This is a genomic window from Saccharothrix sp. HUAS TT1 (assembly GCF_040744945.1).
Taxonomy (GTDB): domain Bacteria; phylum Actinomycetota; class Actinomycetes; order Mycobacteriales; family Pseudonocardiaceae; genus Actinosynnema.
This window is the reverse complement of sequence record NZ_CP160453.1, coordinates 5,360,382-5,373,509: the sequence shown is the minus strand read 5'-3', so window position 1 is coordinate 5,373,509 and position 13,128 is coordinate 5,360,382. Positions and strand designations below refer to the sequence as shown.

The 13,128-nt window shown below is 72.0% G+C and carries 11 protein-coding genes and 1 tRNA gene; 6 read left to right on the top strand and 6 right to left on the bottom strand.

The features are described 5' to 3' along the window. Positions 1-25 precede the first annotated feature (25 nt). From AB0F89_RS24390 to AB0F89_RS24380, 3 genes are read right to left on the bottom strand one after another with little or no spacing between them, the layout of a single operon-like run. Positions 26-1,486 (bottom strand): argininosuccinate lyase, encoded by a 1,461-nt coding sequence (locus AB0F89_RS24390; RefSeq protein ID WP_367127897.1) that lies wholly within the window; start codon positions 1,484-1,486, stop codon positions 26-28. After that, on the bottom strand, positions 1,483-1,701 hold the full coding sequence (locus tag AB0F89_RS24385; protein WP_367138992.1) for an MbtH family protein: 219 nt from the start codon (positions 1,699-1,701) through the stop codon (positions 1,483-1,485). Before AB0F89_RS24385 ends, AB0F89_RS24390 begins: the two co-directional genes overlap by 4 nt. Positions 1,702-1,759: 58 nt before the next feature. Continuing rightward, a complete protein-coding gene (locus AB0F89_RS24380) occupies positions 1,760-3,550 on the bottom strand; it encodes an amino acid adenylation domain-containing protein (protein ID WP_367127896.1) in 1,791 nt (596 codons plus the stop codon). A gap of 383 nt (positions 3,551-3,933) precedes the next feature. Between AB0F89_RS24380 and AB0F89_RS24375 the strand changes: the two genes are divergently transcribed. From AB0F89_RS24375 to AB0F89_RS24365, 3 genes are read left to right on the top strand one after another with little or no spacing between them, the layout of a single operon-like run. After that, entirely contained in the window at positions 3,934-4,440 is a 507-nt protein-coding gene (locus AB0F89_RS24375) for an FBP domain-containing protein (RefSeq protein WP_367127895.1), read from the top strand. Positions 4,441-4,473: 33 nt separating this feature from the next. Further along, positions 4,474-5,757: a condensation domain-containing protein gene (locus tag AB0F89_RS24370; protein ID WP_367127894.1), complete on the top strand. Its 1,284-nt coding sequence runs from the start codon at positions 4,474-4,476 to the stop codon at positions 5,755-5,757. Next, positions 5,754-7,499, top strand: a complete 1,746-nt coding sequence (locus AB0F89_RS24365) for an amino acid adenylation domain-containing protein (protein WP_367127893.1) — start codon at positions 5,754-5,756, stop codon at positions 7,497-7,499. The genes AB0F89_RS24370 and AB0F89_RS24365 overlap by 4 nt, the downstream gene beginning before the upstream one ends. 1 nt (position 7,500) lies before the next feature. Here the strand turns inward: AB0F89_RS24365 and AB0F89_RS24360 are convergent, their stop codons facing one another. Beyond that, entirely contained in the window at positions 7,501-7,824 is a 324-nt protein-coding gene (locus tag AB0F89_RS24360; RefSeq protein ID WP_367127892.1) for a respiratory nitrate reductase subunit gamma, read from the bottom strand. Then, positions 7,791-8,855, bottom strand: a complete 1,065-nt coding sequence (locus AB0F89_RS24355; protein WP_367127891.1) for an MFS transporter — start codon at positions 8,853-8,855, stop codon at positions 7,791-7,793. Before AB0F89_RS24355 ends, AB0F89_RS24360 begins: the two co-directional genes overlap by 34 nt. A gap of 143 nt (positions 8,856-8,998) precedes the next feature. On the opposite strand from AB0F89_RS24355, the gene AB0F89_RS24350 reads away from it, so the two are divergent. The 3 genes from AB0F89_RS24350 to AB0F89_RS24340 all read left to right on the top strand — a co-directional run bounded on the left by AB0F89_RS24350 (position 8,999) and on the right by AB0F89_RS24340 (position 11,252). Then, positions 8,999-9,364, top strand: a complete 366-nt coding sequence (locus tag AB0F89_RS24350; RefSeq protein ID WP_367127890.1) for a PadR family transcriptional regulator — start codon at positions 8,999-9,001, stop codon at positions 9,362-9,364. Continuing rightward, entirely contained in the window at positions 9,361-10,728 is a 1,368-nt protein-coding gene (locus AB0F89_RS24345; protein WP_367127889.1) for a permease prefix domain 1-containing protein, read from the top strand. Before AB0F89_RS24350 ends, AB0F89_RS24345 begins: the two co-directional genes overlap by 4 nt. Positions 10,729-11,169: 441 nt before the next feature. Continuing rightward, positions 11,170-11,252: transfer RNA gene (locus AB0F89_RS24340), tRNA-Leu, on the top strand. On the opposite strand, the gene AB0F89_RS24335 is transcribed toward AB0F89_RS24340, so the two are convergent. After that, the gene (locus tag AB0F89_RS24335; protein WP_367127888.1) at positions 11,234-12,994 is read right to left on the bottom strand and encodes a recombinase family protein; all 1,761 of its coding nucleotides are present in this window, start codon (positions 12,992-12,994) and stop codon (positions 11,234-11,236) included. The genes AB0F89_RS24340 and AB0F89_RS24335 overlap by 19 nt on opposite strands. Between the last annotated feature and the right edge of the window lie 134 nt (positions 12,995-13,128).

The window sequence follows — 13,128 nt, the reverse complement described above, 5'->3', positions numbered from 1 at the left end:
CCGGCTCCTCCCCCGGTTCCCGCCGTTACCCGATGTCCCGCGCGCGGTCGAGCCGGGCGCGCCGGGCCGCCCACTCGTCGGTCAGCGCCGCGTGCTCCGCGCGCTGGGCGACCAGCTCGGCCGCGACCGCGTCCGGGTGCGCGGACCCGGTGGTCGGCGTGGCGCGCAGGCTGCGGTCGACGTCGAACGCCGCCGCCAGCAGCTCGCCCGGCTCGGCCACCGCGTGCCCGGCCTCGGCCGCGACGCGCGTCAGCAGCTCCGGGTCCGGCGTCGTCGGCGGCAGTCCCGCGTCGAGCGCCGCGACCACGTACCGGCCGGCCAGCACCTGCGCCCGCCGCCACGGCACGCCCGCGCGCAGCGTCAGCGAGGTGGCCAGCGCGAATCCGCCTAGGTACTCGCGCTCGCAGGCCGCGCGCATCCGGTCGACCCGGAACTCCAGCCGCTCCAGCACGGCGGTCAGCAGCCGCACCACCGACCGCGCGGTGTCCAGCGCGTCGTACAGCTGGGCGCCGGCCTCCTTGGACACCTCGACCAGGTTCGTGTACGGCGTGCCGCGCTGGCCGAGCACCGCGTCCACGTGGCACGAGGTGAGGTGCGCGGTGCGGCCCCGGATGCGTTCCAGCACCGGGAAGTTCTTCTTCTGCGGCATCGCCGAGGAGATGCCGCTCAGCTCGTCGGGCAGGTCGACGAAGCCGAACCCGGCGCCCGCCCAGGTGATCAGGTCGGTGGCGAACCGGCTGGTCGTCACGCCGAACAGGGACAGCTCGGCGGTGATCTCGGCGGCCCACGCGCGCGAGGCCACGTCGGTCAGCGCGTTGCGGCCGGCGGCGGCGAAGCCGAGCAGCCGCGCCATCCGGTCGCGGTCCCACGGCAGGTTCTGCCCGGTCATCGCGCCCGCGCCGAGCGGGCAGGCGTCGATCCCGTCGTAGGTGGCCAACAACCGGCGCGCGGTGTGCAGCAGCCGGCCGGACTGCGCGGCCAGGTAGAAGCCGGGCGTCATCACCTGCGCGGCCTGGTAGTGCGTGTGGCCGGGCATCGGCGTGGTCAGGTGCGCGGCGGCCAGGTCGTGCGCCGCCCCGGTCAGCCCGAGCAGCCCGCCGGCCAGCTCGACCAGGCGCTCGCGGGCGAACATCAGCTGCGCGCACGCCTGGAGGTCGTTGCGGCTGCGGTCCACGTGCCAGTGCGGGGCGGGGCGGGTCAGCCGGGCCTCGACGTGCCGCTCCACCGCGAAGGCGACGTCGGACAGGTTCGCGTCCGGGTCGGCGGTCAGGGTGTCCGGCCCGATCCCGGCGAGCAGGGCGTCCACCTCGTCGGCCTGCCCGGCGGTGAGCACGCCCATCCGCCGGTACTCGGCCACCAGCACGCGCTCGACCGCCACGTAGTGCGGCAGCAGGTGGCGGACCTCCCGCTCGAACTGCGGGCGCAGCACCTCGTCGTGGAGCAGGTCGGCCGGGTTCGCGGCCAGCCGACCGGTCAGCGCCGTCACGCCGCGCCCTGGGACGTCTTTCGCCGCAGGCTCAGCGGGCGCATGTCGGTCCAGACCTCGGCGATGTGCGCCAGGCACTCGTCCTTCGCGCCGGTCACGCCCTCGGCCCGCCACCCCGCCGGCACCTCCCGGTCGGCGGGCCACACCGAGTACTGCTCCTCGTCGTTCACCACGACCGCGTAGGTGCGGGTGTCCTCGTCGTCGCGCTCGGCCATGCCGCCCACTCCCCTCTGCGTCGTCACCCGGTCCTGCTCGTCACCCGGTCCTGGTCCGTCACTCGGCGCCGCCGAGCAGCGCGCGCACCTCGTCCTCGGACATGTCGTCGATCTTCGCCACCAGCAGGCGCTCGATCTCCTCGGCCAGCTCGGCCACCGTGGGGGTGCCGAACACCGCGCGCACCGGCAGGTCCACGTCGAAGCGCTGCCGCACCCTGGCCGTGAACCGGGTCGCCATCAGCGAGTGGCCGCCGAGGTCGAAGAAGTCGTCCCGCGCGCCGACGCGGTCCAGGCCGAGCAGGTCGCGCCACATCTCGGCGACCGCCTCCTGCGCGGGGCCCTCGCACGGCACGTACTCGGCGTCACCGCCGCGCGGCCGGGCCGGGGTGGGCAGCTTCGCCCGGTCGACCTTGCCGTTGGCGTTGAGCGGCAACGCGTCCAGCACGACGACCACCGACGGCACCATGTGCTTGGGCAGCCGGTCGGCGACCAGGTCGCGCAGCTCCTCGGGGTCGAGCGCGCGGTCCGGGTCGGCCGGGGTGGTGTAGGCGACCAGGTGGTCGTCCTCGCCGAGGCGGCGCAGCGCCACGACCGCGTCGCGGACCAGCGGCGAGCGGCGCAGGGCCGACTCGACCTCGCCCAGCTCGACCCGCATGCCGCGGATCTTGACCTGGTGGTCGTCGCGGCCGACGAACTTGACCGTGCCGTCCGGCCGCCGGTAGCCGCGGTCGCCGGTGCGGTAGAGCCGTTCGCCGGGCGAGAACGGGTTGGGCAGGAACGCCCGCGCGGTGGCCGCCGGGTCGCCCAGGTAGCCGCGGGCCAGCCCGACGCCCGCGATGTGCAGGTCGCCGACCTCGCCGACCCCGACCTCCGCGAAGTCGGCGTCGAGCACGTGCACGCGGTTGTTGTCGAACGGGACGCCGACCGACACCGCGCCGGTGTCCGCCGCGTCCGCCGGGCCGCACGTGTGGTTGGTCGAGTCGATCGACACCTCGGTCGCGCCCCAGGTGTTGTGCAGGCGGACCGACGGCAGCAGCGCCAGGAACCGGCCGGTGGTCTCCGGCGGCAGCGCCTCGCCGCTGGACGTCACGTCGCGCAGCGCCGACAGGTCCCAGCCGCCGCGCTCCAGCTCGTCCAGCAGCATCGTCAACATGCTCGGCACCACCTGGAGGTACGCGCTGCGGTGCGCCTGCAGGGCGTCGAGGATCGCCCGCGGGTCGCGGTGCGCGCCGGGTTCCAGGACGGCCACGCGGGCGCCGACCGTCAACGGCCAGAACAGCTCCAGCGCCGAGTCGTCGAACGTCAGGGTCGTCTTGTGCAGCACGGTGTCGCCCGGCCGCAGCCGGTGCTCGCGCTGGGACCAGGTCATCCGGTTCACCCAGCCCTCGTGGCTGCTGGCCACGCCCTTCGGCACGCCCGTGGAGCCGGAGGTGAAGTAGACCGAGACGAGGTTCGCGCCGCTCGCGCGCCGGTCCGGCCGGTCGGTCCGGGGCGGCGCCGTCGGCGGCACGGCCGTCACGTCGTCGGGCAGCAGCGCGCGGTGGTCGTCGGTCACCACGCAGACCCGGGCCCGCGCGACCGCCGTGATCTGGGCGACGCGGTTCGCGGGCAGCTCCGGGTCCAGCGGCAGGTACGCGCCGCCCGCCTTCAGGATCGCCAGCAGCGCGACCACCATCTCCACCGACCGGTCGACGCACAGGGCCACCACGTCGTCCAGCCCGACACCGGCCTCGACCAGCCGGTGCGCCAGCCCGTTGGCCCGCGCGTCCAGCTCGGCGTAGGTGACCCGCTCGGCGCCGAAGACGACGGCGGTGCGCCCGCCGGAGTCGGCGACGCGGTCCTCGACCAACTCGTGCAGCCCGCGGTCGGCCGGAAAGGCCGCGTCCGTTCGATTCCATTCCCCAGGCACGATCAACCGCCCCTCGCCGCGACAGACCGGGGCCGGGCAGCGCTCGGCCACCACCGTTCCCCAAGAATGTGATCGGTCGACGCGGAATGCGCGCCAACCGCCCCGCCCAGCTCCCCAGAACCTTCCCGCCGGTTTCCGGCAAGTGCGATCAAACACTTCCTAGCACAGCCCACCTCACGTGGCAACGACCCGTAGCGAGCGCCGACGCCAGCCATGTCACCCCTTGCGCGGGCCCGATCGTGCGTGTAGTCGAAGCGGCGCGCAGACACATGTTGACCCGCGCCGACCGTCCGGCATACTGGCCTTGGCGTCACGTCAGCGAAATGAAGGGCAATAGGGTGCGGCCGACCCCGGCGGAGGAAATTCGAAAGTCGTTCGTCAACTGCTCGAAAGGCGAAGCGAAGAAGCTCACCCTACCCGCCGACCTCGATTCGAAGGACTGGTCGGAAACCGACTTCCTCGGCTGGGTCGACCCGCGCGCGGTGAACAACGCCTATCTCGTGCTGCCCTGGGACGAGGGGGTGGTGGGCGTCGTGCTGCGGGCGAACAACCCGCCGAAGAGCGCGCTGAGGTCGTCCACGTGCGCGTTCTGCCTGACCACCCACGTGCTGTCCGACGTGGGGTTGTTCGCCGCGCCGAAGGCGGGCGCGGCCGGTCGACGCGGCAACACCGTCGGCACCTACGTGTGCGCTGACCTGGCCTGTTCCGCCTACGTGCGGCGCAAGCGGCGGCCATCGGCGCCGCAGCCCGCCGAGACGATCGGCGACGACGAGCGGATCGCGCGGATGCTCGGCAACATCAACCAGTTCGTCGCGAAGGTCCTCGTCTGAGGAGTTCCCGACGCCCGTCCTCGCGGGGGAAACGTGACCCAGGAAGAAATCCGGTCGGCCACCGAGAGCATCCCGCTGTCCCCCGCACAACACGGCATCTGGTTCACCGAGCAATTCGACGGACCGACCAGCACCTACCACATCTCGTTCGCCCACCGGCTGCGCGGACCGCTCGCCGCCGACGCGCTCGACGCCGCGTTGTCGGCATTGGTCCAACGGCATGAACCATTGCGCACCCGGATCGACCTGAGCACCGGCGAGCCGCGACAGCTCGTACTGCCGACGGTCCACGCATCCGCCAAACGGGTCGATTTATCCGGACGCCCCGACGCCGAGGCGGAGGCCGCCCGGGAAAACGAAGATCACGTTCTGCGACCTTTCCGGCTGGACCGGGAGAACCCGTTCCGGGTGCTGCTGGTGCGATTGGCCGAAGATCACCACATCCTTTCGGTGGTGCTCCACCACATCTGCGCGGACGGCCTGTCGCTGCCGGTTTTCTGCGGCGACCTGGCCGCGTTCTACCGCGGCGAGCCGCCACCGCCGCTGCGTGAGACCTACACCGCGCACGCGCGGCGCGCGGCGGCCGAGCCGCCGGACACCGAGGCGTTGGCCCGGTGGCGGGAGCGGCTGCGCGGCGCGCCGCCGCTCGCGCTGCCCACCGACCGGCCGCGGCCGCGCATCCGGTCGCCGCACGGCGGACGCGTCCCGCTGACCGTCGACCCCGAGCTGGTGCGGCGCGCCCGCGACCACGCGCGGCGGCACGGCGCGACGCTGTTCATGGTGCTGCTGGCCAACTTCTTCGCCGTGCTGGCCCGCCGGTCCGGCGAGCACGACCTGAGCGTCGGCGTGCCGCTGTCCGGCCGCGAGGGCGCGGACGAGGAGGCCATGATCGGCCTGTTCACCAACACCGTCGTGCTGCGGGTGGACGTGTCCGGCGCGCCCGCGTTCCCCGAGCTGCTGCGCCGGGTGCGGTCGACCGCGTTCGACGCCTACGACGACGGCCACGTGCCGTTCCAGCAGGTGGTGGAGGCGGTCTCGCCGCCGCGCGACCTCTCCCGGACCCCGCTGTTCCAGGCGGTGTTCACCGTCCAGGACTTCGCCGAGGACGACCTGCGGCTGCCCGGCGTGACCGCCACGCCGGTGCCGCTGCCCAGCCGGACCAGCGAGTTCGAGGTGGAGCTGGAGCTGGCCTGGGACGGCGCGGGCCTGGTCGGCTTCGTCGCCCACAGCACCGACCTGTTCGACCGCGCCACGGCCGCCGCGCTGGCCGACGACTACCTGTCCCTGCTCCGCGAGCACCTGGAGGAACCCCGGTGAGCATCACCGCCGAGCTGGCACGGGTCGCCGCCGCCACACCGGACGCGCCCGCCCTGCTGGACCGCGACCGCGAGCTGACGTTCCGGGAGCTGATGACCGAGGTGCGGCGGATCGCGGGCGGCCTGGCCGCGCACGGCGTGCCCCGCGGCGCGCGGGTGGCGGTGCCGGCCGAGCGGCACTGGAGCACCATCGCCGGCGCGCTGGGCGTGCTGCACGCCGGAGCCGCGTACCTCCCGGTGTCGCCCGGCGACCCCGAGGACCGCCTGCGGTCGGTGCTCACCACGGGCGGCGCCGTCGCGGTGCTCGGCCGGGACGCCACCCTCGCCGCGCTCGCGCCCGTCCTCCGGGACCTCCCGGTGGCGCCGTTGCCGTTCGACGGGCCGGCCGGCGAGCCCACCGGCGAGTCCACTTCGGCCGCTTCGCCCGACGACCTCGCCTACCTGATGTTCACCTCGGGGTCCACCGGCGTCCCGAAGGGCGTCCTGGTGCCGCACCGGGCCGTGCTCACCGCGGGCGCGGCGCTGACCGACAGGTACGGGATCACGCAGCAGGACCGGGTGCTGAACCTGACCCCGCTGATCTGGGACACCAGCGGCGAGGAGATCTACGCGACGCTGTTCGGCGGCGCGGCCCTGGTGTGCGACGACCGCACGGCCGACCCGTCCATCGCGACCCTGCTCGCCGTGGTCGCCGACCGCGGCGTCACCGTGGTCAACCTCGCCACCGCCCTCTGGAACGAGCTGGTCGACCACCTCGTCACCACGGGCGAGCCGCTGCCGCCGAGCCTGCGCGCGGTCGTCATGGGCGGTGAGGAGGCCCGCGCCCGCACCGTGCGGCTGTGGTCCGAGCACGTGCCCGAGCACGTGCGGCTGATCAACGCCTACGGCCAGACCGAGACGGTCATGGTCACGCACGCCGCCGACATCGGCGGCCGGGTCGGGCGGGCCCTGCTCGACACCGACGACGTGCCGATCGGCCACGCCCTGCCGCACATCGGGGAGATCCTGGTCCCGCGCGGGAACGGCGCCTCGGAGCTGTCGGTGGCCGGGCCGACCGTCGCCTGGGGCTACCACCACCGCCCGGACCTGACCGCCGAGCGGTTCGCCCCGACCCCCGCCGGACGCGCGTACCGCACCGGTGACGTGGTGCGCGTCCGGCCGGACGGCGGCCTGACCTTCCTCGGCCGGGCGGACCGGCAGCTCAAGGTGCGCGGGGTCCGGGTCGAACCGGCCGAGGTGGAACGCGCGATGACCACGTGCCCCGGCGTCACGACCGCGGTCGTCTTCGCCGTCGACGGCGAGCACCCGACGCTCGTGGGCGTCTACGTGCCGTCCGCGACCGACCCGGCCACGCCCGCCGACGTGGTGCGCGCGTTGGAGGCCCGGCTGCCCCGCGCCATGCACCCGCACCACGTCCACGCCCGCGCGTCCCTCCCCCTCACCGCCACCGGCAAGGTGGACGTCGCCGCGCTGCGCGCCTCGTTCACCGGCCAGGGGCCCAAGCCCGTGGCCGACGACGCGCACGACGTGCTGTCCCACGTCGAGGCGGTGTACCGGGAAGTGCTCGACGCCGAGGTGGACGCCGATTCGTCGTACTTCGAACTGGGCGGCGACTCGCTGATCGCGGTCCGCCTCCTGACCCGGCTGCGGCAGCGCGTCGGCGTCCGGCTGGGTGTGCGGGACGTCTTCGAGCACCCGACACCGCGCCTGCTGGCGAAGCTGGTCGACGCGCGCCTGGGGTGAGTCAGCGGCTGCGGTAGACGACGTACGGACGGGTCAGGTAGCCCAGCGGCATCGAGAACACGTGCACCAGGCGGCTGAACGGCCAGAAGGCGAACAGCGCCCACGCGGACAGGGCGTGCAGCCGGAAGCCGATCGGCGCGTCCGCCATCAGCTCCGGCTGGGGCTGGAAGTAGAAGATCGAGCGGAACCACGGTGAGACGGATTCGCGGTAGTCGTGCGGGTGGTCGGTCAGGTTGCCCAGGACGGTCGTGCCGAGGCCGAGCAGCAGCGTGCCGACCAGCAGCACGTACATCACCTTGTCGTTGCGGGTGGTCGCGGAGAACACCGGGCCGACCGTGCGGCGGCGGTAGACCAGGATCGCCCCGGCGCGAGCAGGGCGACCAGCGCGAACACCGCGCCGCTGCCCGCGCCCAGCGCCGCCGCCATGGCCAGGAACGCCACCGTGCCGACCGGCATCAGCTCCGGCGTGAACGCCTGCACCACCGCGCAGACCGTCGTCACGCCCAACGCCCACGTCAGCACCCGCACCGCGCCCACCCGGTCGGACAGCCACCCGCCCACCGGCCGCAGCACCACCGCGAGCAGCACGAACCCGGCGGTGCGGTTCGCCGCGTCGGTCTGCCCCAGGTGGTAGGCGGTCTCCAGGTAGGCGGGCAGGTAGACGGAGAACGCCACGTACCCGCCGAACGCCACCGCGTACAGCGCCGACGCCTGCCAGGTCACCGGCAGGCGCAGCGCGCTGCGCAACCGGCGCGCCGTCGGCTCGGTCGGCGGCGACCAGCCGGGCGCGTCGCGCAGCACGGCGTACGCCACCACCGCGTACACCGCCAGCACGGCGGCCGTCACCACGAACGGCGTCGGCACGCCGCCCGCGTCGACCAGCTGGACCGTCGTCAGCGCGCTGATCGCCGTGCCGCCCATGCCCGCGCCGAACACGCCGATCGCCATCCCGCGCCGGTGCGGCGGGAACCAGGCGTTGACGAACGGCACGCCGACGGCGAACGACGACCCGCCCAGCCCGAGGACGAACCCGCCGACCAGCAGCCCCGCCAGCGAGCCATGCCCGACCAGGCCCAGGAACAGCACCGGCACGATCGTCACGGCCGAGATCAGCGGGAACATCACCCGCCCGCCGTGCCGGTCGGTCAGCGCGCCCACCGGGATGCGCCCCAGCGACCCGACCACCACGGGCACCGCCACCAGCAGCGCCTGCTGGAACGCGCTGAGCCCCAGCGCCTCCTTGAACATCGGCCCGAGCGGACTGAGCAGCGCCCACGCCCAGAAGTTCACCGCGAAGCCGACCGTGGCGACGGCCAGCATCAGGTAGGGCGTGGACCCGACGCGCTCTCCGCTCATCACCGGCCCATCGGTCGTCGCTGATCGGCATGGCCGGACGACCGTAAGCAGGGGATTCGAATCCCGCAGGGCGAGGAAAGGGCGCTTTGCCCCCACCTGATACCTAGTTCTACTATGCCTAGAACTTCTAGGGTGGAGGACGAGTGAAAGTCACCAAGGACCTCGTGGCCGCCTCGGCGACGCCGATGGTGCTGGGCATCCTGGCCGAGGCGGACAGCTACGGCTACGCGATCCTCCGGCGGATCGGCGAGCTGTCCGGCGGGGAGCTGGACTGGACGGAGGGCCTGCTCTACCCGTTGCTGCACCGGTTGGAACGCCTCGGGCACGTGGAGTCGAGCTGGCGGTCCGCCTCCGGCGAGCGGCGGCGCAAGTACTACCGCATCACGCCGGGCGGCCTGGCCGAGCTGGCCGAGCAGCGCCGCCAGTGGGACACCGTCGTCGGCGCCCTCAAGGAGATCTGGACCGACCCCCGGCCGTTCGCGGCGAACCCGCTCGGAGGTCTCTCGTGACCGGCGACGAGCCCGACCTGGAGGCGCAGTTCACCCAGTGGCGGGACTACGTGCAGCGCCGCGAGGAGCTGCGGCGGGCGGACGTGGACGAGCTCGAAGACCACCTCCGGGGTTCGGTCGACCAGCTCGTCGCCGCCGGACTGCGCACCGACGAGGCGTTCCTGGTGGCGGTCAAGCGGATGGGCAGCCTGGACGACCTGTCCCGCGAGTTCGCCCGGGAGCACTCGGAACGGCTGTGGAAGCAGCTGGTGCTGACCGGCGACGCCGACGACGAGGTCGCCACCACCCGCTCCCGGCGGGACCTGCTCACGATGGTCCTCTGCGCGGTGGGCGCGGCGGCGGCGATCAAGGCGCCCGAGCTGTTCGGGCTCGACTTCGAGCACGACGGCGCGTTCTACGGCCCGAACGCCGGCCTGCTCGTCCTGCCCTGGCTGGCAGCGTTCCTGGCCTGGCGACGCCGCGCCGGACGCGCGGTGATCGGCGCGCTGGTGGCGTTGTTCGCGATCGGCGCGGTAGCCGCCAACGCCTACCCGCTCACCGATGACTCTCAGTCGCTGGCGCTGACCGCCATCCACCTGCCGATCGCCCTGTGGTTCGCGGTCGGCCTGGCCTACGTGTCCGACGACCTGCGCTCACCGCGCCGGCGAATGGACTTCGTCCGCTTCACCGGCGAGTGGTTCGTCTACTACGTCCTCATCGCCCTGGGCGGCGGCGTGCTGACCGCCTTCGTGTTCGGCACGTTCGAGGCCATCGGGATCACCCCGGAGACCTTCATCGGCCAGTGGCTGGTCCCCTGCGGCGCGGCCGCGGCCGTCGTCGTGGCCGGGTGGCTGGTCGAGGCCAAGCAGAGCGTCGTGGAGAACATCGCACCAGTCCTGACCAGACTGTTCACCCCCCTGTTCACCGCCGTGCTGCTGGCCTTCCTGATCACCTTCAGCGTGACCAGCTCCGGCATCGACGTCGAACGCGAGGCCCTGATCCTGTTCGACCTCCTCCTGGTCGTCGTCCTGGGCCTCCTCCTCTACTCCATCTCCGCCCGCGACCCACTGGCGCCCGCCGGGATGTTCGACAAGCTCCAGCTCGCCCTCGTCGTCAGTGCCCTGGCCATCGACGTCCTGGTGCTGCTGGAGGTCACCGGCCGAATCACGGAGTACGGAACCACCCCGAACAAAGCAGCCGCCCTAGGCGAGAACGTCATCCTCCTGGCCAACCTGGCCTGGTCGGCCTGGCTGGTGCTCGCCCTGGTGCGCAAACGCACGCCGTTCACACGCCTGGAGCGCTGGCAAACCGCCTACCTCCCGGTGTTCGCCGGGTGGGCCTGGATCGTGGTCCTGATCTTCCCCCCGGCGTTCGGCTACCTCTGACCAACCCGACCACCCCGCGAGGAACCGAACCAGTTCCGGTCAGCCGCACTCCTGACCGGAACTCCCCCTCCCGCGCGAGCGACGCCCCCAAACTCCTCGCAGCCGAGTGACCACAAAACACCGTGACCTGCCGCTGCTCCAGTTGCACCTGGGCCACCAGTGCGTCGCCCCAACCTCCGGTGGCACGTCTGCCGTCACCACCCACCGCGACTCGCCAAACCCCACCGCCGACAGCACGCTGATCGGAACAAAGGCCACGGCTCTCAGCAACACCTGAATCCCCTCACCCACAGGCCCGCCCCATCCCTCCCCTCCTCGGCCGCCTCCACCTCAGCAAGCTTCCTACCAGCACATACAGCCTTCCCACCTCTCACAAGACCCCCCGATTTTGGCCACCGGGAACGATCATGTAATCTATGTCCACACCACGGCGAGAGCCGAGTCCGGGTGGCGGAATGGCAGACGCGCTAGCTTGAGGTGCTAGTCCCCGAAAGGGGGTGGGGGTTCAAGTCCCCCCTCGGACACGCGCACTATTCACACGGCCCACGGGTTTGATGATCACATCAGCCTCGTGGGCCGTGTGCGTGTAGCGAACTTGCAGGTCAACCGCCCTGTAGAGGCTCGCCACGCTCTCTATGTCAGCATCGGCCAAGGCCGCTCCGACGTTACCCAGTGAGTCGATCATCGCGTGGACTTCGGCGGCGCTCAGGGCGTCCGGTGCCGGTGTTCCCTCCAGTTCCGCCCGCGCGGCAGCTCGAACCGCCTGCGCCTCGTTCATCGGCTCGACCAGCGCCAGCGGGTCAATTCCGGCTTTGATGGCCTCTTGGAACCGGCTCAACTGAGCCTCCGCTTTGGCGAGCCGCGCTTTCGCCGCCTCCCTCCCGTTGGCCGCGCCGTTCGTTCCCTGGGACTCGACCAGAGCGGCAACGGTCCGCTCCCGGTTCTCCGGCGCGAACAATCGCCCGAGCCACCCGTTCACCGCTTCCTGAAGAACGTCCTCGCGGAGATAGACCGTTGGCGGATGCGTGGCGAGCGCAGGCGATCCGGGCGCGAGCGTCCGAGCCGGACACCGGTAGTACACGCCGCGCGCCCGTGGACTGGCTTCCATCTTCCGACCGCAGGCTGTGCACCGGACGATGCCCCGAAACAGGTACGGCCGTTTCGTGGGTCGCTCGGCGCGCTCAGTCTTGCGAGCCGTCTTCAGCCCACCGGCGGACTTCGACTTGCTCAGCAGGTGCGCTTGCGTGAACTCCTCGACACTCACGATCGCCGGATGCGCAGGCTTGCGGGACCGCACGATCCGATCGGCGCTCGCTCGCCGGAACCTGATCACGTAGCTGGCTGCCACGTCGTCAGGGTCGAGCAACATCTCCTGCCGCGCCCATCGCCCGAAGAACGCGAACCCGGTGTACCTCGGGTTGTCCAGGATTGCTCGGACCGTGCTGCCCTGCCAGCCATCGGCCAGTCGGTGCCGGTTCTGGTCCGGCCGTCGAGCAGATGGACAGGGAATCCCGTCTCGGTTGAGGCCCGTCGCAATCGCCCGGTCACCTCGACCGCTCACGTACTCGGCAAAGATCCGCTGGACGACCTCCGCCGACTGCTCGTCAATCGCCAGCACCCGCAACCGGTAGCCCTCGCTCGCCTTCCTGGGGTTCGGGTGCGGACCACCGTCCACGACCACGTAGCCGTAGGGTGCACGTCCGCCCTGGTGTCGCCCTTCGTTCACCACTTGGGCATCCATCGCGGCCCGGACTCGTGCCTGCACGTGCTGACGCTCGGACTCGCTCATACCGCCGAGCACGCTCATCAACATCTTGTGTGACGGGTTCCGGGCGTCGAACTTCCCGCCCAGCTCCGGCACCCACAGGCCGACGCCGTACGCGGCGAACTTCGGCGCGATGAGCGAGAACTGGTTGCCGAACCAACACCGTGTGCCTTCACCGACCACCACGGCGTTCCACCCACGATGCGGGTTCTTCAACGCCGCCAGCAGCCGAGCCGCTTCCTCTCGACGTTCCCACGGCACGGACCGCGACTGCCCCACGTCGAAGAATTCCTCAGCGACGACACCGCCGAGCGGCTCCACGAACTTCCGCGCGTTGCCGAACTGCCAACCACGCGACGTCTCGGGATCTTGGTTGCCCTCCGTCGAGCACCGCCCGTAGACCGCTACCGGTCCGATCCCGTCCTCGATCGCTTCGACCACCTCGACGCCCAGCAGCTCGTCCAGCGTCGCCCACGGGTCTCGGCTGATTTCAACAGTCATCGTCACCCCCTCCCGGAGGTCCGTCCAAGACCTCCACCTCGGTCAGTTCGACCAGTATGGCGAGCAGTATGCGGCTGGTAGCAGGCGTCAGCACAGGAAGTTCATCCGGCAGGCGCACCGTGACACGGCCGTCA